Raw genomic sequence first — 22800 nt, forward strand, 5'->3', positions numbered from 1 at the left:
AGTTATGAATTCTCATATCTTTCTTAACTTATCACGATTAATAAATCATTCCATTGACAATCTTGTCATAATCGGATAGTGATCTGAATTTTCGAAATCAGGGAAGCTTTCAAATTGCTTTACTTTCATTTTATTGTCTGTAAAGATGTAGTCAATTCTTGCTGGATAATATTTAAATTTATAAGTAGCTCCAAAACCCTCTCCTGCTTCTTCAAAAGCATCTTTCAATTTTCCTTTGATGCTTCTATACACATAAGAAAACGGACTATTATTCATGTCTCCACAAATAATCATTGGAGTTTTGCAGTTTTTTATATGCTCTCTAAAAATCTCAGCTTGTTCTTGCTGTTGCTTAAACCCTTTGCTTATTCTGCCATAAATTCGCTGAGATTTTTTTTGGTTAACATTATCAATATCATCTGATATTTCACTTACATCAGGAGAAATTTTAATAGACTGCAAGTGCATATTATAAACACGAATAATATCTTTTCCACGCTTAATATCGGCATAAACTACATTATTGTCTGATTTTGGAAAAATAATTTTCCCTTCTTCAATAATTGGGAACTTAGAAAAAATAGCCTGTCCCGTTTTTATTTTTTTTCCATCGATAAAAATATAACGGTGCGGATATACTTTCAAATCTAAATGTGCCGAATTAGAATATTCTTGAATACACAAAATATCAGGATCTTTTTCGTCTATAAAAGCTTTAATATTTGCTGGAATATCATCGCGATCAAGCCATTTAAAAACATTAAAAAGACGCACATTGTAACTCATAACAGAAAAATCTTTTTCGTCTTTCACATACTCTTTTGCAGAAAACTTATAGAACTTACTAATGAATGTAATACCTGTCAATAAAACTAAACCAGATAAAATAAGACGTTTTTTGAACTGAATTCCCCAATAGACGAAAAACAATATGTTGGCTACAAAAAAAGCAGGCATAAACAACGTAAGCACCGATAAAAGCGGAAAACTTTTAGGTGCTAAAAAAGGTAAAACATAGACGCTAAATGTAAGCACAGTTAGCACTATATTCAAAAAGAACATTATTTTATTAAACCAAGAAAGGTTTTTCATATTTAATTCTCCTACAAGTTTATTTTCCAGCTTTAAATAAAAACTCTTTTTCTTCTTTTGTCAGACAATCATATCCTGACTGGCTAATTTTGTCTAAAATTTCATCTATCTGTTGCTGCGTTTTGTCTTTCGTAACAATTCTTGATGTTGTTTTTTCTGTAGGTTTTTTGTAATTTTTATGAACTTTTGTGAATGGGGTCGTAGGAGATTTTCTAAAAAGATTTACGAAGAAATCTAAGGTTTTAGAAACAATGACACTTAAATCGGTACCGTTCTGGAGTAATTTAATATATACAAATCCGAAGAAAGCACCTGCAAGATGCGAAATATGTCCGCCCATATTTCCTAAACGAAACTGCATTAAATCTAAGATTATAATAACAGCTGTGATGTGCCAAAGTTTTACATTTCCGAAAAGAAATAATCGCACATTCATTAAAGGAGAATAAGTTGTTGCTGCCACTAAAATAGCCATAATAGCCGCCGAGGCACCAACAATAGAACCGCTGATATTAGAAAAATAAAAACTTAGCGCAAAAGCTACTCCTGCAAAAAGAGCGCTTAAAAGATACAATCCTAAATATTGCTTTTGAGTAAAATAAGTAAGAAACAAAGTGCTTGCAAAATTAAGCACCATCATATTAAATAACAGATGAAAAAATCCGTCGTGAAAGAACGCATACGTTAAAAAAGTCCAAGGTTTAAACATAAAAACCTGAGGATCTGACGACAAAGCCAGCCAATTTGGAAATGCAAACTGACCTACTGAAAATTGATAGAAAAAGATAAGTGACACAATAAAACATGCTACGTTCCAATACATAACTCGCATAGCAATACCACCCAATCTATACTGTAATTTTAAATCGTCTAGAATATTCATAAAAATTCTTCTATTTTAGAATTCGTACTTTAAAGTTAAAAATTAATTCCAACGGTTGTTATTAAACTGATTTTTTTTCCAGTACCACATAATCATAAATCCAAAAAATGCACCGCCAATATGCGCATAATGTGCGATTCCAGATTCTATTCCCATCAGCGAACTTCCAAAAATTCCGAAGAAACCATCAAATAAAAGCATGTAAATTGGCACAAAATATTTTGCCTTTATTGGAATAGGAATAAACATAATTCCCAGTTCTGCATTTGGAAACATAAAAGTAAAAGCCACCAACAATCCATAAATTGCTCCAGAAGCCCCGACCACAGTTCCGAAATAGGCACTTGTAAAATGTTTAAATTCTGAGACTGTCAAAATTTGCTGCCATCTAGTATCAATCTTTCCTTGATTTAAGATATTTAATATATCCGCTTTCGCAAACCCGTGTCCCATCAAAATATTAAGGCTATCTTGATAAAAGTAATAATTAACCGCAAAATTCACCAAAGCTGCTCCTAGCCCACATGAGATATAGAAAAATAAAAATTTTCTTCCTCCCCAAAAATGTTCTAATGTAGATCCAAAAGAATACAATGCAAACATATTGAATGCGATATGAGCAAAACCGCCATGCATAAACATGTGAGTAACCGGCTGCCAAACTTTAAATTCTGGATTTTCCGGAAAGAAAAGGGCAAGATATTCATAAGAAATTGGCACTAACTGAGCCCCAATAAAAAATATTATATTAATAATTAGTAGTTGCTTAACTACTGGTGTGATATTCATCATACTGCAAACTTTTTATCTATATCTTCAACACGCATGGTGATGAAAGTAGGTTTTTGAAAAGGTGAAATATTTGGATCTTTGCAAGCAAACAATCCGTTTACTATATTATCTTGTTCTTTTTCGGTTAAATAAGATCCTGTTTTAACCGCTAAACTTTTGGCCATTGACTTTGCAATTGTATCGTTCTGACTGTAGCTATTACCAGGAATTCCGTCTTGTAAATCGCTCAATAATTGCTCTATGACCTGCGAAACTTCGCTTTCTGTAATATTTACTGGAATTCCAGAAATTACAACATGATCCGTTTTACTTTCGTCGAAAACAAATCCTGTTGTTGCCAGTGAAGGTTTTAACTCTTCGATTAATTCCATTTCAGATGCTGAATAAAACAAATCTAAAGGAAAAAGCAACTGTTGGCTCGAGGCCTGATTGACCGTCATATTCAGTAAAAATTGTTCGTACAAAATTCGCTGATGCGCGCGCTGTTGATCAACAATAATCATTCCTGATTTTATTGGCGAAACAATATATTTTTTATGAATTTGATACGTTTTCTGAGTAGCTTGTTCTACATCTTCGTCATTAAATAAAGAAGAAGTCACTTCTTCGTTTTCGAATGTAAAAGGCGAACTTTCAATGCTTTCTGGATTTTCAACATCTAAACCAACATATAAACTCTCCCAGCTTGCAGTTGGTTCTACTCTTTTAGAATATCCTGAATATGATCCAGAAGATGATGATCCTGATGAAGAAGATGAAGACGAAAAAGAAGAACCAGAACTATATCCTGATGACCCCGAACCAGCTTTACTGTAATGCTGATTGGTTTTATCATCAGTAAATGGATTAAAAGTTCCGTCTACTTGAATCGTTGGTACTTCTGCTTCTACATCTTTATAATGATATGGCGTATCTAAATTAGAATCTCTATCAAAATCTAAAACCGGCGCAACATTAAATTGTCCTAAACTATGCTTTATAGAGGCTCTTAAAATAGCATATAATGCTTGCTCGTCATCAAATTTAATTTCCGTTTTAGTTGGGTGTATATTAATATCAATTGTGTTTGGTGGAACCTGCAAATACAAGAAATAACTTGGCTGAGAACCGTCTTTCAGTAATCCATCATATGCAGACATTACAGCGTGATGCAAGAAACTGCTTTTTATAAATCGATCGTTTACAAAAAAGAACTGCTCTCCTCTATTTTTCTTAGCAAATTCAGGTTTACATACAAAACCTTGAACATTTATAATTTCGGTATCTTCGTTTACAGGAACTAATTTTTCATTCGTTTTTCCAGACATAATACCAACAATTCGCTGGCGATATCCTGCTGCTGGAAGATTATACATCTCACTTCCGTTATGGTAAAAGCTAAAATGAATATTAGGATGCGCTAATGCTACACGCTGAAACTCATCCATAACATGACGAAATTCAACCGTATCTGATTTTAAGAAATTACGGCGAGCAGGAATATTAAAAAACAAGTTTTTAACCGCAAATGAAGTTCCTTTTGGCAAAACAGCCACTTCTTGCGAAACAAATTTACTTCCTTCAATTACAATATGCGTACCTAGTTCGTCTTGGTCCTGTTTCGTTTTCATTTCCATGTGTGCAATCGCTGCAATAGAAGCCAAAGCCTCTCCACGAAAACCTTTTGTACCAAGCGAAAATAAATCTTCTGCCTGACGAATTTTTGAAGTGGCATGACGCGCAAAGCACAAACGTGCATCTGTAACTGTCATTCCGACTCCATTATCAATAACTTGGACTAATGATTTGCCCGCATCTTTAATAATTAATTTAATATCAGTTGCCTTCGCATCTACAGCATTTTCTAACAATTCTTTTACGACTGAAGCTGGTCTTTGAACCACCTCTCCAGCAGCAATTTGGTTAGCAACGTGATCAGGAAGCAATTGAATAATACTCGACATTAAGCAAAAATAAGTTTAAAAGTTAGATTAGGTTTTTGCAAACCAAGAAGTACAAATTTAGTAAATTTTGATTGGCTTTTAGAATAAGAACAATCATAAAAAAAACAAAAAACCTATACCGTTATTACACAGTATAGGTTTTAATATTTTTTAAAACAAATGTGCTTATTCGTTTTCTATTTTCTTCGGAGAATCTTCAATTTGAATTGCTCCAGAAGTTAGTAATGGCTGATTAAAAATGTGAGCTATTGAAGCTTGCTGACGAATATAAGCCATTTTAATTGCTGCAATCGCCGCTTCAGTTCCTTTGTTTCCGTGAACTCCTCCACTTCTATCAATTGACTGTTGCATATTATTATCTGTTAAAACACAGAAAATAACTGGAACATCAGTTTGAACATTCAAATCTTTAATTCCTTGTGTAACGCCTTCACAAACAAAATCAAAATGTTTAGTTTCTCCTTGAATTACACATCCAATTACAATAACCGCATCAACATTTTGTGTTTGAAGCATTTTTTTAGCTCCGTAGATCAACTCAAAACTTCCAGGAACATTCCAACGGATAATTTGTTGAGCAGGAACATCGCAATCAACCAAAGCGTCAAAAGCACCATTATAAAGTCCTTCTGTTATAGTATCATTCCATTCAGAAACAACAATCCCAAACCGAAAGTCTTTCGCGTTTGGGATTGTGTTTTTATCGTATTCTGATAGATTTTTATTTTCAGTAGCCATCTGTACTATTTTTGTTATTAAATTTCAGACTGCTAAAATACGAATCTAAAATCTAAAAACTGAACTCAAATAGTATAATTATTGTGCTAATCCGATCAAAGCATCAACAGATGCAGCTTCTGGAGTACTGTCGTAATTATCTTTAATGTCATTAAAGTATTTCAAAGCATCTTCTTTTTGCCCTAAAGCCAAAGCAGTTTTTCCAGCTTTTAATAAGAAACGAGGCGTTGTAAAATCATTTTTGTTAGATTCAGCAGCTTTTACATAAAAATCTAAAGCTTCTTTTTGCTGATTTTTTTGAGAATAAGCATCTCCTGTAGCACCTTTAGCTAATGCACTCAAGATTACATCTTTAGATTTGAACTCACCTAAATATTTAATTGCCTCATCAAATTTACCAGTATTCAAGTAAGCGATACCAGCATAGTAGTTTGCTAAATTTCCAGCATCAGTTCCAGAATATTCGTCAGCGATTTTGATAAATCCGAATTTACCTTCAGAACCGTTTAATGATAATTTGAATAATGAATCGCTAGAAACACCATTTACAGCTTTTTCAAAGTTTTGTTGCGCAACAAACATTTCACTTGCAGCCTCTTCTTGTTTAGGAGTTGCAATAAATTTTTGGTAAGCCAAATATCCAATTGTAGCAACTGCAATACCAGCAACTAAACCAATAATGATTTTTTGATTTTTAGCCACCCAATCCTCAGTTCTTGAAGCCGTTTCATCTAATTTTGAGAAAACTCCAGCTGTTGTGCTGTCTTTTTCGTCAATAACTACTTGTTGCTCTTCAGTAACCACTTCTTTTACTTCCTTTTCTTTTGGTGTCTTATATCCTCTTTTATTGTAAGTTGCCATTTAAAATTTATTTAGTGAACGGCAAAAATAAAATTTTTATTGAAAATGACGTAAAAAATTTCAATTTTATCACTATTTTAAAAGAAATATTTTCTTTTGTGATTTGTACTTTCGCGGAAGCGCTAAAATAAATTGGCTGAGAATCGCTCTAAAGCCAATTATATCGATAATTTTCGGTAATTTGCAGCCTCAAATTTTTACTGTTCAAAAACGGTGAATTTTACACTTGGAGTCCCTAAAAATGCATTTAAACAAAATCTCATTATTCAATTACAAGAACTTTTCTGAAGCAAGTTTTGATTTTGACATCAAAATCAACTGTTTTGTGGGTAAAAATGGCATTGGAAAAACCAATGTGCTCGATGCTATTTACCATTTAGCTTACGGAAAAAGTTATTTTAATCCGCTTGCTGTACAAAATATCAAACACGGTGAAGAGTTTTTTGTAATTGATGCCGAACTCGAAAAAAATGAGAGAACAGAACAGATTGTTTGCAGTTTAAAAAAAGGGCAAAAAAAGGTTTTAAAGCGAAACGGAAAACCTTACGATAAATTTTCAGATCATATTGGGTTTATTCCGCTTGTAATTATTTCGCCAGCCGATCGCGATTTGATTATTGAAGGAAGTGAAACACGTCGTAAATTTATGGACAGCGTGATTTCGCAATTAGACGCGACTTATCTGCACGAATTAATACAATACCAAAAGGTAATTACGCAGCGAAATGCACTTTTAAAATATTTTGCTCTCAATCATGTCTTTGACAACGATACCTTATCTATATATAACGAACAACTGCAAGGCTACGGCAAATCGATTTTTGAAAAACGAAAAGATTTCTTAGAGCAGTTTATACCTATATTTAATAGACATCATCAAGCAATTACAGGATCTGAAGAAAGTGTGCAGTTGGTTTACGAAAGCCATTTATTCGAAAAAGATCTTTTGATACTTTTACAGGAAAACATCAACAAAGATAGAGCGTTGCACTACACAACCGTTGGAACTCATAAAGATGATTTGTCTTTTGAAATTGATTCACATCCGATAAAAAAATTCGGATCGCAAGGACAGCAGAAATCTTTTCTGATTGCTTTAAAATTGGCGCAATTTGAATTCTTGAAAAAACAAAGTGGTGTAAAACCTATTCTTTTATTTGATGATATTTTTGACAAATTAGACGAAACGCGTGTTGCCAAAATCATAGAAATGGTAAACAGCGAGACGTTTGGACAACTTTTTATTTCTGACACTCATCCAGAAAGAACTGAAGCGATTGTAAAATCGACGCATCAGACCTATAAGATATTTAATTTGTGATTTTATCCGATTCCTTAAAAATTGATATAATTTGTATCAGCTTTTAGAATCAATTCCAAAATAGAAATCATTAAATTAGCTTAAACAAAAAACTTAAAAATTAACTGCAATAAAATATATTAAGGAATATGTTAGCGAAAGAATCATTGCAATTTTTAGACGATTTAAAAAAGAACAATAATCGAGAATGGTTTCAAGAAAACAAAAAACGATATGAAGTTTTCAAGAAAGATTATCATCAATTGGTAAGCGATTTTCTAGATGCAATGAAACCGCTTGATCCTTCACTAGAATTATTGGAAGTAAAAAATTGCACTTTCAGAATTAATCGTGACATTCGATTCTCAAAAGACAAATCTCCATACAAAGCGCATTTAGGAATCTGGATGTCTGGCGGAACAAAAGGTTTAAACCGCGCCGGATATTATGTACATATTGAGAAAGGAGCAAGTTTTATTGCTGGCGGATTTTATTCTCCCGAATCTGAAGATTTGAAAAAAGTCCGTAAAGAAATTGCTTTTTTCTACGATGATTTACAGGAAATCTTAAATGACAAAAACTTCAAAAAAGAGTTTGGAAGTTTAGATATAAACGAAAACAATTCACTAAAAAGCATGCCTCGCGGTTACGAAAAAGACCATCCAGCAATTGAGTTTTTGAAACTGAAAAGTTTTACGGCAACTCAAAAATATGACATCTCCGAAGTTACTCAGAAAGACTTTGTAAAAAAGATAAGCCAGAAATTGATTGCTCTAAAACCTTTAAACGAATTTATAAACCGAGCTTTAGACACTGAAGAATTCTAGAAAAAGATAAAACGCCACGAATTTCACGAATTGACACGAATTAATTAGTGAAAATTTGTGAAATTCGCGGCGACAAAAACTCATTTACTGAATGAAAAGGAAAATACTTTTTCTTGGAGAATCTTACCGCGCCGATGCTATCACTTGGATGAAAGGCCTCAAAGAATTTGGCGATTTTGAAATTGTCACTTGGGAACTTCAAACATCTAACAATCATAGATTCAAGCGTATTTTAGAGTATTTCTTCTCTCCTCTTTCTATTCGAAAAATCATTAAAAAAGAAAAACCAGATATGGTTATTGCAGAAAGAACTACCAGCTATGGTTTTCTTGCAGCATTATCTGGATCAAAAACCATTGCAATCGCACAGCAAGGCCGTACCGATTTATGGCCAGAGGAATCTAAATTATACCCTTTTAAAAAATTCATTCAGAAATATGCTTTCAAAAAAGCGCATTTAATTCATGCCTGGGGACCAGTTATGGCAATTCACATGAAAGCAACTGGCGTTGACATGGATAAAGTTTTAATACTTCCAAAAGGAATTGACTTATCGCTTTTTACTCCATCCACAAACAACTCAAATAAAATTGAAGCTATTGTAACGCGTTCTTTAATGCCTGAATATCGACACGATTGTATATTAAAAGCATTTGGAATTTTACATCAAAAGGGAATTGATTTTTCTTTGACAATTGTTGGCGACGGAACAAGATTGCAGTATTTAAAAGATTTATCTAAAGAACTTCAAATCGAAAATAAAGTAATTTTTACAGGAAGAATCCCGAATACAGAACTTCCAAAATTACTACAACAATCGAATATTTATATCAGCATGCCTATTACCGAAGGTGTTTCTGCATCTTTGTTTGAGGCAATGGCCTCTAATTGTTTTCCAGTTGTTTCAGACATTCCCGGAAACCAAAGTTGGATTACGCATCGAGAAAATGGTCAATTAATTACAATTGATAATATTGAAATGTTAGCCAATGAATTAATCTGGTCTTTAGAAAATCCTGAATTAAGAAATGAAACACTTATTCGAAATAGAAAATTTGTGGAGGAAAATGCAAATTATGATATTAATATGAAGGTTATCGCTGATCAATATCACAAATTGATTGATTCTAGAAAATAATTTAACCGCAAAGTTCGCTAAGATCTGCGCAAAGAACACAAAGCTTAGCGCTCCTTGCGCAAACTTTGTGTCTTTGCGGTAAAAACTACATCGTAACTTTTATTAAAACTCAACGACATATTACTAAAACAAATTGTCTAATTTAATTCTTTAGTAATATGAGCAATAGAAGAAACTGGTTAAAACAAATAGGTTTAGGTGCAGTTGGATTAGGCCTCTGCCAATTTGAAACATTCGCAAACACTCCACCAGAAACATATATACTTCCAGATGTAGACCAGTCGCCCATATTATTACGATCAAATGAAAATCCTTACGGACCTTCTCCACTTGCTCGTGCTGCCATGCAAAAAAGCATTAATAATAGTAATCGATATGGCTGGAATCTTTCAGACGAATTAATTGCACTTATTGCTACAAAAAACAATGTTTCAAACCAGAATATTTTACTTGGCGCTGGCTCAACAGAAATTCTAGACTTGGTTCTTCAATATACTGCTTTACAAAAAGGCAATTTTATACTGGCCGAAACAACCTTTAATTATTGGACATTTCCTTCTGAGAAATTAGGGTTAAAAAAAATCACAGTTCCGCTAACTGCTGATAAAAAACATGATTTAACTGCAATGCTAAAAGCAATTGATTCTGATACAAAAATGATTTATATCTGTAATCCCAATAATCCGACAGGAACAATTTGCGATTATGAGCAACTAATTTCTTTTGTAAAAGAAGCTTCTAAAAAAGCAATTGTTTTTGTAGACGAAGCATATCTTGATTTCACAAAAGAAAAATCATTAAGTAATCTTGTAATCGAAAATAAAAACTTAATCGTTACAAAAACTTTTTCAAAAATGTATGGTCTAGCCGGTGCTCGTATAGGCTACGCAGTTGCATCTTCGTCAACAATTGAAGAACTTAGCATTTTAAAATCTTCTCCAAATTTGTCTGTTAGTGTGGTATCTACAGCTGCGGCGATAGCATCGCTAAATGACGATAAATTTATTCAGCAAGTACACACGGCAAATGAAGAAGTAAAAAAATACACTATCGACCAGCTTACTAAACTAAATTTAACATGCATTCCTTCACACGCAAACTTTATTTATTTTTCTTTAGACAATTATAAAAAAGATTTTTTCAAGCAATTAGAAGCCAATAATATACAAGGAACAAAAATCTACGAAGAAAACGGAAAATGGACCAGAATTACTATTGGCACAATGAAAGAAATGCAGCGATTTATTGAAGCCATAAAGTAAAATTTTGAAAAAAGTCTTTTTACAGAAAATCTACTCAAATAAATTATAATCGTTACTTTTGATCTCAGAATTTTTCCGAAGTTTCGGAACTTAAAAAGCCTTTTATTTATGGAAATCCAATCCAATTTTTCTTTAAAAAAATATAATACTTTCGGCATTGAAGCCAGTGCTAAACAATTTGTTGCGGTTCATTCTATTGATGAATTAAAAACAGTTTTAGCAGAAAACAAAAACGAGAAAAAATTCATTTTGGGCGGCGGAAGCAATATGCTTTTGACAAAAGATATTGAGGCGCTGGTTATTCATATCGATTTAAAAGGAAAAAAAATCACAAAAGAAGACGACGATTTTGTTTGGGTCGAAAGTCAAGCAGGAGAAACTTGGCACGATTTCGTTCTTTGGACAATCGACAACAATTTCGGCGGATTAGAAAATATGTCACTAATTCCTGGAAATGTCGGCACAACTCCAGTGCAAAATATTGGCGCTTATGGAACGGAAATTAAAGACACTTTTGTTTCTTGTGAAGCCATAAATATTGCAACTCAGGAAATAAAAACTTTTGAGAACGCCGAATGTAATTTTGGCTACCGCGAAAGTATTTTCAAACATGAAGCTAAAGACCAATATATCATTACTTCGGTTATTTTTAAACTGACCAAACGCAATCATAAAATCAATACATCTTACGGAGATATTTTGGCTGAATTGGCTAAAAACAACATTACAGAACCAACTTTAAAAGATGTAAGTAATGCTGTAATCGCTATTAGACAAAGTAAATTGCCAGATCCAAAAGAATTAGGAAATAGTGGAAGTTTCTTTAAAAATCCGATTTTATTGAAATCTGATTTTGAAAAAATACACCAAAAATTCCCAGAAATGAAATTTTATGAAGTTTCGGAAACAGAAGTAAAAGTTCCTGCAGGATGGCTGATTGAGCAAGCAGGTTTTAAAGGAAAACGTTTTGGCGATGCTGGAGTTCATAAAAATCAAGCTTTAGTTTTGGTAAATTACGGAAACGCGACAGGTCAAGAAATTTTAGCGGTTTCGAAAGAAGTCCAGAAAACGGTTTTTGAAACTTTCGGCATTCAGATCGAGGCGGAAGTTAATGTGATTTAAATATAATCTTCATTTTTTAAATCTTTAATGAAAAAACTAAACATAGGAATTCTTTTAGTTCAATTTCTAGGAATGATTTTCCTAATTAATGGCATTTTTCAGTTGCGTTTATTTACTGTTGCAGAAAAAGTCATTTGCATGAAAAATCAATTTCAGTTTCAAAAACCCGAAAATTGGAACAGATTATTCCCTACAAATGAAGATGTTTCCAATTTCTGGCCAAGTGTTTTTATATGGATCTTTTTTGCTCTTTTAATGGGCATTTTCTACGTTGCATTTCTTAACTGGAAACGTAAACTTTCTTCTATAAACACTATTTTGCTTGCAATCGCCTTGTATGTTCTTTTAAGATTAAAGTTTTTTAGAAAAGAAATATTTTCACTTCTTTTTAGACCAATCAGAGTAATGCTTTCAGATGATTTTGCCATACAATGTTTAATCGAAGGAATTGTTTTTACGATCATTGGACTTTTCCTTATTTATTTTAGCGTAAATTCAAAATTGTTTAATTTAGATAAAGAAGTTGCTGAAAATTAAACATAAAAATTTATTTGTAAATCTTTCTTAAACCACAAATAATGTACACACCTGACCTATATAAAAACGAAAATCCTGAAGAAATTAGAGCTTTTTTAAAAGAAAACAGCTTTGGAATTCTAGTTAATCAGACTAACGGGAAGTTGTGCGCAACTCATATTCAGATAGAATTAGAATTAAATTCTGATGGAAAGGAAATTTTACAAGGGCATATTTCAAAACTGAATCCACAAGCAGAAGGTTTTGCAGCAAACGATCAGGTTCTAGCTATTTTTACAGGACCACACAGTTATATTTCATCGTCTTGGTATGATCACGAAAATGTTCCAACATGGAATTACATAGCCGTACATGTTTACGGAAAAATCAAGATTGTAGATTATGAAACTTCTGTAGAACAACTGAAAAAACTTGTAGACAAATACGAAGCGAATTCTAAGAACCCTATTTGTGTTGAAGATTTATCTGAAAAAACTATGCGGGAAGCCCGTGGAATTTTTGGTTTTGAAATCGAAATTGAAGAAATTCAAGCTACAAAAAAACTGTCCCAAAACCGCGACGATCACAATTACAAAAATATAATTTCGGAACTGGAAAAAACCGAAAACCCTCAGTCTATTGCTGTTGCAAAAGAAATGTCAAAATGCCGAAAGTAAATCGGTTTTGGTTATTGAATTTAGCGAATTGATAAGTACATTTGCAGTCGCAGAACGTGAAATTAATAGAACCAAATAAATCAGATGCTTATATACATATTTTACTTTTTTATTGCTATTGTCGTAGTTCAATTATTTTATTATTTAGGAGTTTTTGGAAAATTTGCTTTTGCCAAACCTCAACATGTGAAACCTAAAAATCTTCCGGTTTCTGTAATTGTATGCGCTAAAAACGAAGAAGAGAATGTAAAAAAATACATTCCGCTTTTGGCACAGCAAGATTATCCAGATTTCGAAGTTGTTCTAATTGACGACGCATCTAGCGATGAAACTCTTGAAGTTTTTGAAGAATTTGAAAAAGAATTCTCTAATATCCGTTTGGTTAAAGTCGAAAACAATGAGGCTTTTTGGGGAAATAAAAAATACGCTTTAACGCTTGGAATAAAAGCAGCAAAGAAAGATTATTTACTTTTTACAGATGCAGATTGTTTCCCAAATTCTAAAGATTGGATTTCTTCCATGTCTTCTCATTTTACTATGAACAAAACTATCGTTTTGGGTTATGGTGGCTATGAGAAAGTAGAGCGTTCGTTTTTAAACAAAATTATTCGTTTTGAAACTGTTTTAACAGCAATGCAATATTTTTCTTGGGCAAAAATGGGACTTCCATACATGGGAGTCGGCAGAAATCTTGCTTATAAAAAAGAAGAATTTTTTAATGTAAATGGTTTTATTGACCATATTCAGATTCGTTCTGGCGATGACGATTTGTTCATTAACCAAGCGGCGAATAAAACAAATACCACTATTTCTTATACACCTGAAAGTTTTACATATTCAAGACCTAAGACAACTTATAAGGAATGGTTTACTCAAAAAAGAAGACATGTTTCTACTGCAGAACATTACAAGTTTTTTGACAAAATGCAGTTAGGTTTGTTCTTTCTTTCGCAATTATTTTTCTTTTTGTCAGTTATAATATTGTTAGCGTTTCAATTTCAATGGATCGCCGTATTAGCAATTTTAGCAACACGTTACACTGTTGTATGGACAGTAATCGGATTTTCAGCAGGAAAACTAAAAGAAAAAGATATTAAAATTTGGTTTCCAGTTGTTGAGATAGCGCTTATATTAACGCAAATTAATATCTTTATAACTAATATCTTTTCAAAACCAGTATATTGGAAATAAATTCTAAAATAGAAAAAGCAAAAAAAGGCGATCAGATCGCCTTTACTTTTTTATTAGATCATTATTGGAATGAGGTGTATTCGTTTATGCTCAAACGAACCGAAAATGAAACCACCGCAGAAGATATTACCATAGAAACGTTCTCTAAAGCTTTTGACAAAATAGCTTCTTATAATCCAGAATTTCAGTTTAATACCTGGCTTATTGCAATTGCAAAAAATGTCTATATTGATTTACTTCGAAAAAAGAAAACCAATCTTTTTATAGAAATCACAGACAATGAAGACCAACAGGCATACAACATTGCAGACCCTACTCCATCTGCAGAAGATGCTTTAATTAAAGAACAGAATCTCTCTCGTCTGCTCTTATGCATCAAAGAACTTAAACCACATTATCAAGAAGTAATTCAGCTTCGTTATTTCCAAGAAATGTCTTATCAGGAAATTGCGGCTAAGATTGACGAACCTTTAAGTAGCGTCAAAGTAAAACTTTTGCGTGCTAAAAAATTATTAGCAGAAATCATTGAACGTAACAGATAATTTACTATCTTTAATCAAAGAATAAACAATTCTTACCTTTATTCTTAAAATAGATATATTTTCACAACATTAAAACTACAACTTCTACGTTGTTAGCTCAACCCTAAACCTTTTCTGCGTATGATTTAAAGTTACTTAACCTTAAAACCCAAAAATTATGTCTAAATTAAGCATTTATGAAAACAAGTGGACCGATCTTGTTTTCGAGAACAAAAACAAAGAATACGGCGCGTATCAATTACGCCAGGAGAATTCCAAAAATTCTGTTACAGCTCTCTTTATGGGTTTATTGTTAATAACGGCTTTAGGAAGTACACCAGTACTTATTAGCAAACTATTTAGGACTTCACCCGTTGAAGTAGAGCCAGAACCAACAATCTACAAACCTACAGTTATACCTGTGGATCCAATTGTTGTGCCGCCACCGCCAGCTCCGCCTGCGCCTATGGTTGAACATAGCACAGCTCCAAAAACAGATGCGGTTCAGTTGACAAATCCTGTTGTTAGTAGAACACAAGATGCAGTGGAAAACATTGCAGTAAATACAGAAAATGTGCCTGTTTCAGACAATACAACTGGAAATGGACCTGCAATTAATACAATGCCTTCTTCTGGAGGAAATGGTGAAGTTGCTTCGGTTGCACCACCAACTAATGAGCCTGTCTCTATTGCTGTTTTGGATAAGCTTCCAGAATTCCCAGGCGGAATTGCACAGTTTTACAAATATGTTGGAAATAATTTCCGCAGACCAGAACTTGATGTAGAAAAAACATTAAAAGTGTATGTATCGTTTGTAGTTGAAAAAGACGGATCACTTACTGACATTATGGTAAAAAATGATCCTGGCTACGGAATGGGCAAAGAAGCTATTAGAGTTTTAAAATCATTAAAAACAAAATGGACTCCAGGAGTTCTTAACGGACAAGCAGTACGAACTGCATACAATCTTCCTATTACAATAAAAACAGAAGTTGACTAATTATAGATATTTTGAAAAGTAAAAAGCAGAACTTTAGGTTCTGCTTTTTTGTTTATATTCGTTTAAAATCCACTACATTTACCTCTTCAAAACGGAATTCATTTCAACTAATTAAAAACAAAATAATGGGAATATTTTCAGCCATTCTTGGTAATGCAGGTTCTGTAAGTTCAGAAGATTTAATCAAAAAGTATGGGCAGCTTTTAACTACAAATGAAGAAATCGAAATGGGTTTTAAACTTATTCGCGACACTTTTATTTTTACCAACAAAAGATTAATCTTAGTTGATGTGCAAGGAATTACAGGAAGCAAAACAGAATACAAATCTATTGCTTACAAAAATATTACAAGATTCAGTGTAGAAACTGCAGGAACTTTTGATCTTGATGCCGAATTAAAAATCTGGATCTCAAGCGAACAGCAACCAAGTATTGTAAAACAATTCAACAAATCGGTTAATGTTTATGAAGTGCAAAAAGTTCTTGCTTTTCATGTATTAGGATAAAAAAATAACCCCAGCATTGCTGGGGTTTATAATTCTAAAGAACAACTCTTATTTCTTTTTGGTTGTTGTCGTTTTCTTTTTGGTTGTTGTAGTTGTCTTTTTAGTGCTTGTTACAGGAACTGTATTTACAATTTTCTGCTGTACATATGGTTTGTACAAACCATCTTTTTCTGCTCTTTTCTTAGCATCATCTGCTCTCTTTTTAGAATCTGGATGCGAACTCATCATTTGATCAATAAATGACGCTTCAGATCCTTCGCTCATTTTTGCCAAAATTCTAAAAGCAGATTCTTCAGCATTTACATCATAACCATTTTTCTTCATGAAATTATAAGCAAATAAATCGGCTTCAGATTCTTGTTTACGGCTGTATTTACTATCAATAATCGCGCTTCCAATTTTTCCAAGCTGACTATCTGTTACTGTTGCCACAGTTGCCGACTGAGAAGCAACTCCATCCATTAAAGCTTCTTTTTGATAAGCTGCACGAACAGCATCTCTAGAATCGTTGTTTGCAACGTGTCCGATTTCGTGTCCAATTACAGCAACTAATTCGTTATCATCCATGATATCCATTAATCCAGAATACACACGAACGCTTCCGTCTGCAGTTGCAAAAGCATTTACTTCTTTCAATTTATACACTTTATAATTTAAAGTAAATCCTTCTCCAGATGCATGTTTGCCAAAAACACGATTTAATCTTAAAGTATAACCATCTGTCGGTCCAGCAATTTCATGTTCAGCGTCTAATTTATCAACGGCTTCTTTAGATAGTTTTGCTGCATCAGCATTACTAAAAGTAAAACCAGTAACTCCTTTTTGAACTGCCCCAATTGCTTTATCTCCCAGATTAATCTGTGCATTTGTTTTAGTAAAACTAAAAGCGGCCAATAAAACTCCCAATACAATAAATTTCTTTTTCATTTTTTACTTTTATTAATTTAACAACAAATATACTATAATAACATTTTCACATTTCTATTAGAAATCTAGTTTTTTAACATTTAAAGGTATAATTTTTAAACTAGCTATACTGCAGTCGCTTAAAATATTATCTAACAATATTTTAAAACAAAAAAAGGCAAACTCTAATGAATTTGCCTTTTACCTTTATATCAAAAAAATTATTTCTTTTTTGCAGTCGTTTTTTTAGCCGTTGTCGTTGTTTTTGCTTTTACAGGCGCTGTGTTATCAATTTTCTGTTGCACATAAGCATGATACAAACCGTCTTTTGTTGCCTTTTTCTTAGCATCATCGGCTCTTTTTCCAGAATCTGGGTGAGAACTCATCATTTTGGTCATAAAAGACGACTCAGCTCCTTCGCTTAAATTTTGCAGAATTCTAAAAGCAGATTCTACAGCATTCACATCATAGCCATTTTTTTTCATGAAATTATAAGAGAAAGCATCTGCCTCAGATTCTTGTTTTCGGCTGTGTTTGCTATCAATCATGGCACTTCCTATTTGTCCTAATTGAGAATTGGTTAGCGTTTCCATTTTTCCAGATTGTGATGATGCAGCATCCATAAGAGCTTCTTTTTTATAAGCCGCTTTTATTGCGTCTCTTGTATCATGATTAACAACATGCCCAATTTCATGCCCAATAACAGCAAGCAATTGATTATCATCCATAATATCCATCAAACCTGCAAACACGCGAACACTACCGTCAGCACAAGCAAAAGCATTAATATCTTTTACCAGATATACTTTATAATTTAAAGTTACCCCTTCGGTGGTTATGTGTTTTCCAAATACTCGATCTAAACGAATTGAGTAGCCATCTGCGGGTGTTGCAACGGGATTATTTGCATCCATTTCATCGATAGATTTTTTTGCTAGAGCCGCCGCATCCGCATCACTAAAAGTAAATCCTGAAACACCTTTGCTCAAAGCTCCCATTGATTTATCCGAAAGTATTTGTGCCTCTATTTTACCAAAGCCAAGAGCTGCAAACAACATTCCTACTAGAATAAATTTCTTTTTCATGTTTTTAAACTGTTAAATTAACAGCAAAATTAGTACAGCATAAATTTTACAATATCTGAAGAAGTCAAATTTGTAACAGATTAAGGTTATATTCTTATTTTACAATAAAATAGCCAAAACGTCAGAAGAAGAAACAATAAGCAAGGAAAACAAAGTCAAAAAAACATTTTAAATCAAAGTATTAACATTAAAACTTATTTATTGCAAAAATGTCTGTTCTTTCAACAAAAGCAAACGAAAAGCAAATAAACATCTCTAAATAAACTACATTCCGTATCTTTGTACTTTGAACATTGATATATGGAAACAGTCACTGAAAATATACAAACCACAAAACCAAAGTGGTTAAAAGTAAAATTACCTATCGGACAAAAATATACTGAGCTTAGAGGTTTAGTTGATAAATATAGTTTAAATACCATTTGCACTTCTGGAAGCTGTCCTAACATGGGCGAATGCTGGGGTGAAGGAACTGCAACTTTCATGATTTTAGGAAATGTTTGTACTCGTTCTTGCGGTTTCTGCGGTGTAAAAACCGGAAGACCAGAAACAGTAGATTGGGATGAACCTGAAAAAGTAGCTCGTTCTATTAAAATCATGAACATTAAACACGCTGTAATTACCAGTGTTGATAGAGATGATATTAAAGATGGCGGTTCTATCATTTGGATGGAAACTGTAAGAGCTATCAGAAGAATGAATCCTCAAACTACTCTTGAAACTTTGATCCCAGACTTCCAAGGAATTGAAAGAAACCTTGATCGTATTGTAGAAGCAAATCCTGAAGTTGTTTCTCATAACATGGAAACGGTACGACGTTTAACTCGCGAAGTTCGTATTCAGGCAAAATATGACAGAAGTTTAGAAGTCCTTCGTTATTTAAAAGAAAAAGGAATCAATAGAACAAAATCTGGAATTATGCTTGGGCTTGGCGAAACAGAAGAAGAAGTTTTCCAGACTATGACTGATTTGAGAAATGCAAATGTTGATGTGGTTACTATTGGACAATATTTACAGCCAAGTAAAAAACATCTTCCTGTAAAAGAATTTATTACGCCTGAGCAATTTGCCAAATATGAACAATTTGGTATTGAATTAGGTTTTAGACATGTAGAAAGCGGACCTCTTGTTCGTTCTTCTTATAAAGCACAAAAACATATTTTATAAAAAAAGTTTAATCGTTTAATCGTTTAATTGTAAAACCGATTAAACGATTAAACAGTTAAACGAATAAACAAAACATTGAAAACAAGAATTGCTATTAATGGGTTTGGAAGAATTGGAAGAAATTTATTCCGATTGCTTTTAAATCACCCCGAAATCGAAGTCGTAGCTATAAATGATATTGCAGACAATAAAACCATGTCGCATTTAATTAAATACGACAGTATACATGGAGTTTTGCCTGCTGAAGTAAGTCATGACGAAAATAGTATCATTGTAGATGGAAGGCATTTTTTCTTTTTTCACGAAAAAAATATTGCAAACATAGACTGGAAATCGCATTCGATTGATATTGTAATCGAATCGACAGGTAAATACAAAACGCATGAAGAATTAAATGCGCACCTAGAAGCTGGAGCAAAAAAAGTAATTCTTTCTGCTCCATCAGAAGTTGACACCATAAAAACGGTTGTTCTAGGTGTAAACCAAAATATTCTGGAAGGAAATGAAGATATAGTTTCTAATGCGAGCTGTACCACAAACAACGCCGCTCCGATGATTAAAATTATCGAAGAGTTGTGCGGAATTGAACAAGCATACATTACAACTATACATTCTTTCACAACAGACCAAAGTCTTCATGACCAGCCCCATAAGGATTTACGCCGTGCAAGAGGTGCCAGCCAGTCGATTGTTCCAACAACTACGGGTGCAGCTAAGGCATTAACGAAAATTTTTCCTAAATTGCACAACAAAATGGGTGGATGTGGTATTAGAGTACCTGTTCCAGACGGCTCATTAACAGACATAACCTTCAATGTAAAACGTGCTGTGAGCATTGAAGAAATAAATAAAGCATTCAAACAAGCCTCAAAAACAAATTTAAAAGGAATATTAGATTATACCGAAGATCCGATTGTTTCGGTAGATGTAATTGGCAACACACATTCTTGTTTATTTGATGCTCAGCTAACTTCAGTTATCGATAAAATGGTAAAAGTTGTAGGCTGGTACGATAACGAAATTGGCTATTCATCAAGGTTGATCGATTTAATTTTACTGATAAGAAAAAAATAAGATTCATTGTAATAGCATTGCCATACATGAAATACTATCTTTTTATTGTTGTTTGTTTTTTTAACTCGTTTTTGTATTCTCAAGCCAAAAAGAATACGGATAGCGTCATGTATTATAACAAGCTCGCTAATTCTAATCTTAACAATAAAAAGTTCAATCAAGCAGTTTACTACACTGAAAAATCGATTAATTTTTGTGAAGAAAATGGCAAAAAAGAGAATCTTGCAAATCAGACTTTTAAGCTTGGTAAAATTTATTATAACCAAGGAAAATTTGAAGAAGCTTTAAAAAACTTCCATAAAACAGTTTCTTTATTTGACACTTTAAAACCAAGCTGTACAAAAGTTTTGGCATTGCATTATATTGGAGTAGCCAATACAGCAAAAGGCGATTACAAAACGGCTAGTGTCTATTATACGAAAGCCACAGATTTACTAAAACAACTAAACATTAATGATAATGCCGCAGTTTTAGATTATCAGAAAGCTTTGGCATTTAAGACTAATAATGATCTTAAATCGGCAGTAAAAACTCTTAAAGCCATCACCAAAAAGCCGGATAACAATGCAATTATAAAAACCAAAATAGATGCATATTATCAGCTTGGACTAATTGAGGGACAGCTTAAACGAAATGATTCGGCAATGATTTATTTTGACAAAGCATTAGATTACAATACCAAAATAAATGATTTTACCAAGAAATCTAAAATCGTTCTAGCAATTAGCCAATATTACAAACAAAATAAAAATTATGATCTAGCGTATTCGTATTTAGACGAACATTACCAGCTTGAAAATTATATTTTAAAATTAAAGAATGCCAAAATTGATTTGGATGAATTCTCAAAATTCAAAAAAAATCAATCTTTAAACAACACCATTAAAAAAGAAAGCGAAGAAAAATTTCAGCTCAAAACATATCGCTATTCTAAGTTGGTTAGTATTCTGGCAATTGCTTTAATTTCAATTTTATCTCTTTTGAGTTTAGCATTGTACAAAAACAATATCATTAGAAATCAGAATAATTTATTGCTTCGAGAAAAGAACAAAGAATTGATTTTGGCTAAAAACAAAGCAGAAAAAGCATCAAAAGCCAGATCTGAATTTTTATCTACAGTAAGCCATGAACTCCGGACGCCATTGAACGCCATTAACGGAATAACCCATATTCTACTTGAAGACAAACCAAAGAAAAAGCAATTAAAGTACTTAGAATCTTTAAAATTCTCTGGTAATTATCTAACTACTTTTATCAATGAAATTTTAGAAATTAATAAAATTGATTCGACTAAAGTTGAAGTTGAAAATATCAGCTTTAATTTGAAAGAACTACTTTTTAATATTCAAAGTTCATTAAAAGAACTAGCAACTGCCAACAAAAATTATTTCAATCTAGAAATAGACAAAGCAATTCCAGACAATCTAATTGGTGATCCGACCAAATTATCTCAGATTATATTAAACTTAATCAACAATGCTTTAAAATTTACTCAAAACGGACATGTAAATGTTATTGCAAAATTGTATTCGCAAGAAGGAGAAGAAGCAACAGTTTACTTTGAAATTGTGGATACTGGTATTGGAATTCCTGAGGATAAACTCCAAACTGTTTTTGAAAGTTTTTCTCAAGGCTCTATAGAAGTAAATAGAAAATACGGAGGAACTGGCCTTGGATTAACTATCGTAAAAAAATTAATCGAACTCTTAGGAGGCGAAATAAAACTAAAAAGTGAAGTGGGCAAAGGTTCTACATTCACCTTTAAACTAAATTTTAAAATTAACAACGAACCATTGGAAGTAATTGAAGAAGTAAAACCTTATAACGACAAACAATTGAAAAACAAATCTATTTTATTGATTGAGGACAACAAGATCAATCAAATGATCACTCGCAAAATGCTAGAAAACAAAAACATTACCTGCGAGATTGTTGACAATGGAGAAGATGCTGTCGAACTTTTAAAAATCAAGCGCTTCGATATGATTTTAATGGATGTTCATCTTCCTGGTATTAACGGAACTACAGCAACTAAATTGATTCGTGAATTTGACAAAGCAACTCCAATTATTGCCTTAACAGCAATTTCGCTTGACGAAAACCGAGATATGCTTCTTTCTTTTGGAATGGATGATGTTATTACCAAACCTTTTGTACCAGACGAATTCTACAGCACTATTGCTAAGTTTTTTGATTAAC

The 22800-nt window shown here is 32.8% G+C and carries 22 protein-coding genes; 14 read left to right on the top strand and 8 right to left on the bottom strand.

Features of this window, described 5'->3' with window-relative positions:
* Positions 1-45: 45 nt before the first annotated feature.
* The 6 genes from JC605_RS22810 to JC605_RS22835 form a co-directional block, all read right to left on the bottom strand.
* Positions 46-1092 carry an endonuclease/exonuclease/phosphatase family protein gene (locus JC605_RS22810; protein ID WP_198858380.1) on the bottom strand — a complete coding sequence of 349 codons (1047 nt, stop codon included), beginning with the start codon at positions 1090-1092 and terminating at the stop codon, positions 46-48.
* 19 nt (positions 1093-1111) lie between these two features.
* On the bottom strand, positions 1112-1975 hold the full coding sequence (locus JC605_RS22815) for a rhomboid family intramembrane serine protease (protein ID WP_198858381.1): 864 nt from the start codon (positions 1973-1975) through the stop codon (positions 1112-1114).
* Between the two features lie 42 nt (positions 1976-2017).
* Positions 2018-2767 carry a rhomboid family intramembrane serine protease gene (locus tag JC605_RS22820; RefSeq protein WP_198858382.1) on the bottom strand — a complete coding sequence of 250 codons (750 nt, stop codon included), beginning with the start codon at positions 2765-2767 and terminating at the stop codon, positions 2018-2020.
* The gene (gene mutL / locus JC605_RS22825; RefSeq protein WP_198858383.1) at positions 2764-4710 is read right to left on the bottom strand and encodes a DNA mismatch repair endonuclease MutL; all 1947 of its coding nucleotides are present in this window, start codon (positions 4708-4710) and stop codon (positions 2764-2766) included. Before mutL ends, JC605_RS22820 begins: the two co-directional genes overlap by 4 nt.
* A 165-nt stretch (positions 4711-4875) precedes the next feature.
* Entirely contained in the window at positions 4876-5448 is a 573-nt protein-coding gene (gene ribH / locus JC605_RS22830; protein WP_198858384.1) for a 6,7-dimethyl-8-ribityllumazine synthase, read from the bottom strand.
* A gap of 78 nt (positions 5449-5526) precedes the next feature.
* On the bottom strand, positions 5527-6309 hold the full coding sequence (locus JC605_RS22835) for a tetratricopeptide repeat protein (RefSeq protein WP_198858385.1): 783 nt from the start codon (positions 6307-6309) through the stop codon (positions 5527-5529).
* 241 nt (positions 6310-6550) lie between these two features.
* Between JC605_RS22835 and JC605_RS22840 the strand changes: the two genes are divergently transcribed.
* The 11 genes from JC605_RS22840 (at position 6551) to JC605_RS22890 (ending at position 16369) form a co-directional block, all read left to right on the top strand.
* Positions 6551-7630 carry a DNA replication/repair protein RecF gene (locus JC605_RS22840; protein WP_198858386.1) on the top strand — a complete coding sequence of 360 codons (1080 nt, stop codon included), beginning with the start codon at positions 6551-6553 and terminating at the stop codon, positions 7628-7630.
* Positions 7631-7758: 128 nt separating this feature from the next.
* On the top strand, positions 7759-8436 hold the full coding sequence (locus JC605_RS22845) for a DUF2461 domain-containing protein (RefSeq protein WP_198858387.1): 678 nt from the start codon (positions 7759-7761) through the stop codon (positions 8434-8436).
* 91 nt (positions 8437-8527) lie between these two features.
* The gene (locus JC605_RS22850) at positions 8528-9574 is read left to right on the top strand and encodes a glycosyltransferase family 4 protein (RefSeq protein WP_198858388.1); all 1047 of its coding nucleotides are present in this window, start codon (positions 8528-8530) and stop codon (positions 9572-9574) included.
* 158 nt (positions 9575-9732) lie between these two features.
* The gene (locus tag JC605_RS22855) at positions 9733-10836 is read left to right on the top strand and encodes a histidinol-phosphate transaminase (RefSeq protein ID WP_198858389.1); all 1104 of its coding nucleotides are present in this window, start codon (positions 9733-9735) and stop codon (positions 10834-10836) included.
* A gap of 108 nt (positions 10837-10944) precedes the next feature.
* Positions 10945-11958, top strand: a complete 1014-nt coding sequence (gene murB, locus JC605_RS22860) for a UDP-N-acetylmuramate dehydrogenase (protein WP_198858390.1) — start codon at positions 10945-10947, stop codon at positions 11956-11958.
* Between the two features lie 27 nt (positions 11959-11985).
* Positions 11986-12495: a hypothetical protein gene (locus tag JC605_RS22865; protein WP_198858391.1), complete on the top strand. Its 510-nt coding sequence runs from the start codon at positions 11986-11988 to the stop codon at positions 12493-12495.
* A 41-nt stretch (positions 12496-12536) separates the two neighbouring features.
* Positions 12537-13151, top strand: coding sequence for an FMN-binding negative transcriptional regulator (locus tag JC605_RS22870; RefSeq protein ID WP_198858392.1), 615 nt, complete (start codon positions 12537-12539; stop codon positions 13149-13151).
* An 84-nt stretch (positions 13152-13235) separates the two neighbouring features.
* On the top strand, positions 13236-14342 hold the full coding sequence (locus JC605_RS22875) for a glycosyltransferase (protein WP_198858393.1): 1107 nt from the start codon (positions 13236-13238) through the stop codon (positions 14340-14342).
* Positions 14333-14884, top strand: a complete 552-nt coding sequence (locus JC605_RS22880; RefSeq protein WP_066033644.1) for an RNA polymerase sigma factor — start codon at positions 14333-14335, stop codon at positions 14882-14884. The genes JC605_RS22875 and JC605_RS22880 overlap by 10 nt, the downstream gene beginning before the upstream one ends.
* Positions 14885-15041: 157 nt before the next feature.
* The gene (locus tag JC605_RS22885; protein WP_198858394.1) at positions 15042-15863 is read left to right on the top strand and encodes an energy transducer TonB; all 822 of its coding nucleotides are present in this window, start codon (positions 15042-15044) and stop codon (positions 15861-15863) included.
* A 125-nt stretch (positions 15864-15988) separates the two neighbouring features.
* Positions 15989-16369, top strand: a complete 381-nt coding sequence (locus tag JC605_RS22890) for a PH domain-containing protein (RefSeq protein WP_198858395.1) — start codon at positions 15989-15991, stop codon at positions 16367-16369.
* A gap of 48 nt (positions 16370-16417) precedes the next feature.
* Here JC605_RS22890 and JC605_RS22895 read toward each other — a convergent pair whose 3' ends face one another.
* Both JC605_RS22895 and JC605_RS22900 read right to left on the bottom strand, forming a co-directional pair.
* Entirely contained in the window at positions 16418-17296 is an 879-nt protein-coding gene (locus tag JC605_RS22895; RefSeq protein WP_198858396.1) for a M48 family metalloprotease, read from the bottom strand.
* Between the two features lie 200 nt (positions 17297-17496).
* Positions 17497-18360: a M48 family metalloprotease gene (locus JC605_RS22900; protein ID WP_198858397.1), complete on the bottom strand. Its 864-nt coding sequence runs from the start codon at positions 18358-18360 to the stop codon at positions 17497-17499.
* 300 nt (positions 18361-18660) lie between these two features.
* Between JC605_RS22900 and lipA the strand changes: the two genes are divergently transcribed.
* The 3 genes from lipA (at position 18661) to JC605_RS22915 (ending at position 22799) form a co-directional block, all read left to right on the top strand.
* On the top strand, positions 18661-19527 hold the full coding sequence (lipA, locus tag JC605_RS22905; protein ID WP_198858398.1) for a lipoyl synthase: 867 nt from the start codon (positions 18661-18663) through the stop codon (positions 19525-19527).
* A 75-nt stretch (positions 19528-19602) separates the two neighbouring features.
* On the top strand, positions 19603-20601 hold the full coding sequence (gene gap / locus JC605_RS22910) for a type I glyceraldehyde-3-phosphate dehydrogenase (RefSeq protein ID WP_198858399.1): 999 nt from the start codon (positions 19603-19605) through the stop codon (positions 20599-20601).
* Between the two features lie 26 nt (positions 20602-20627).
* On the top strand, positions 20628-22799 hold the full coding sequence (locus tag JC605_RS22915; protein ID WP_198858400.1) for an ATP-binding protein: 2172 nt from the start codon (positions 20628-20630) through the stop codon (positions 22797-22799).
* Position 22800: the final 1 nt, after the last annotated feature.

Source organism: Flavobacterium sp. IB48 (genome assembly GCF_016405855.1).
In the GTDB taxonomy this organism is placed as follows: domain Bacteria; phylum Bacteroidota; class Bacteroidia; order Flavobacteriales; family Flavobacteriaceae; genus Flavobacterium; species Flavobacterium ginsengisoli.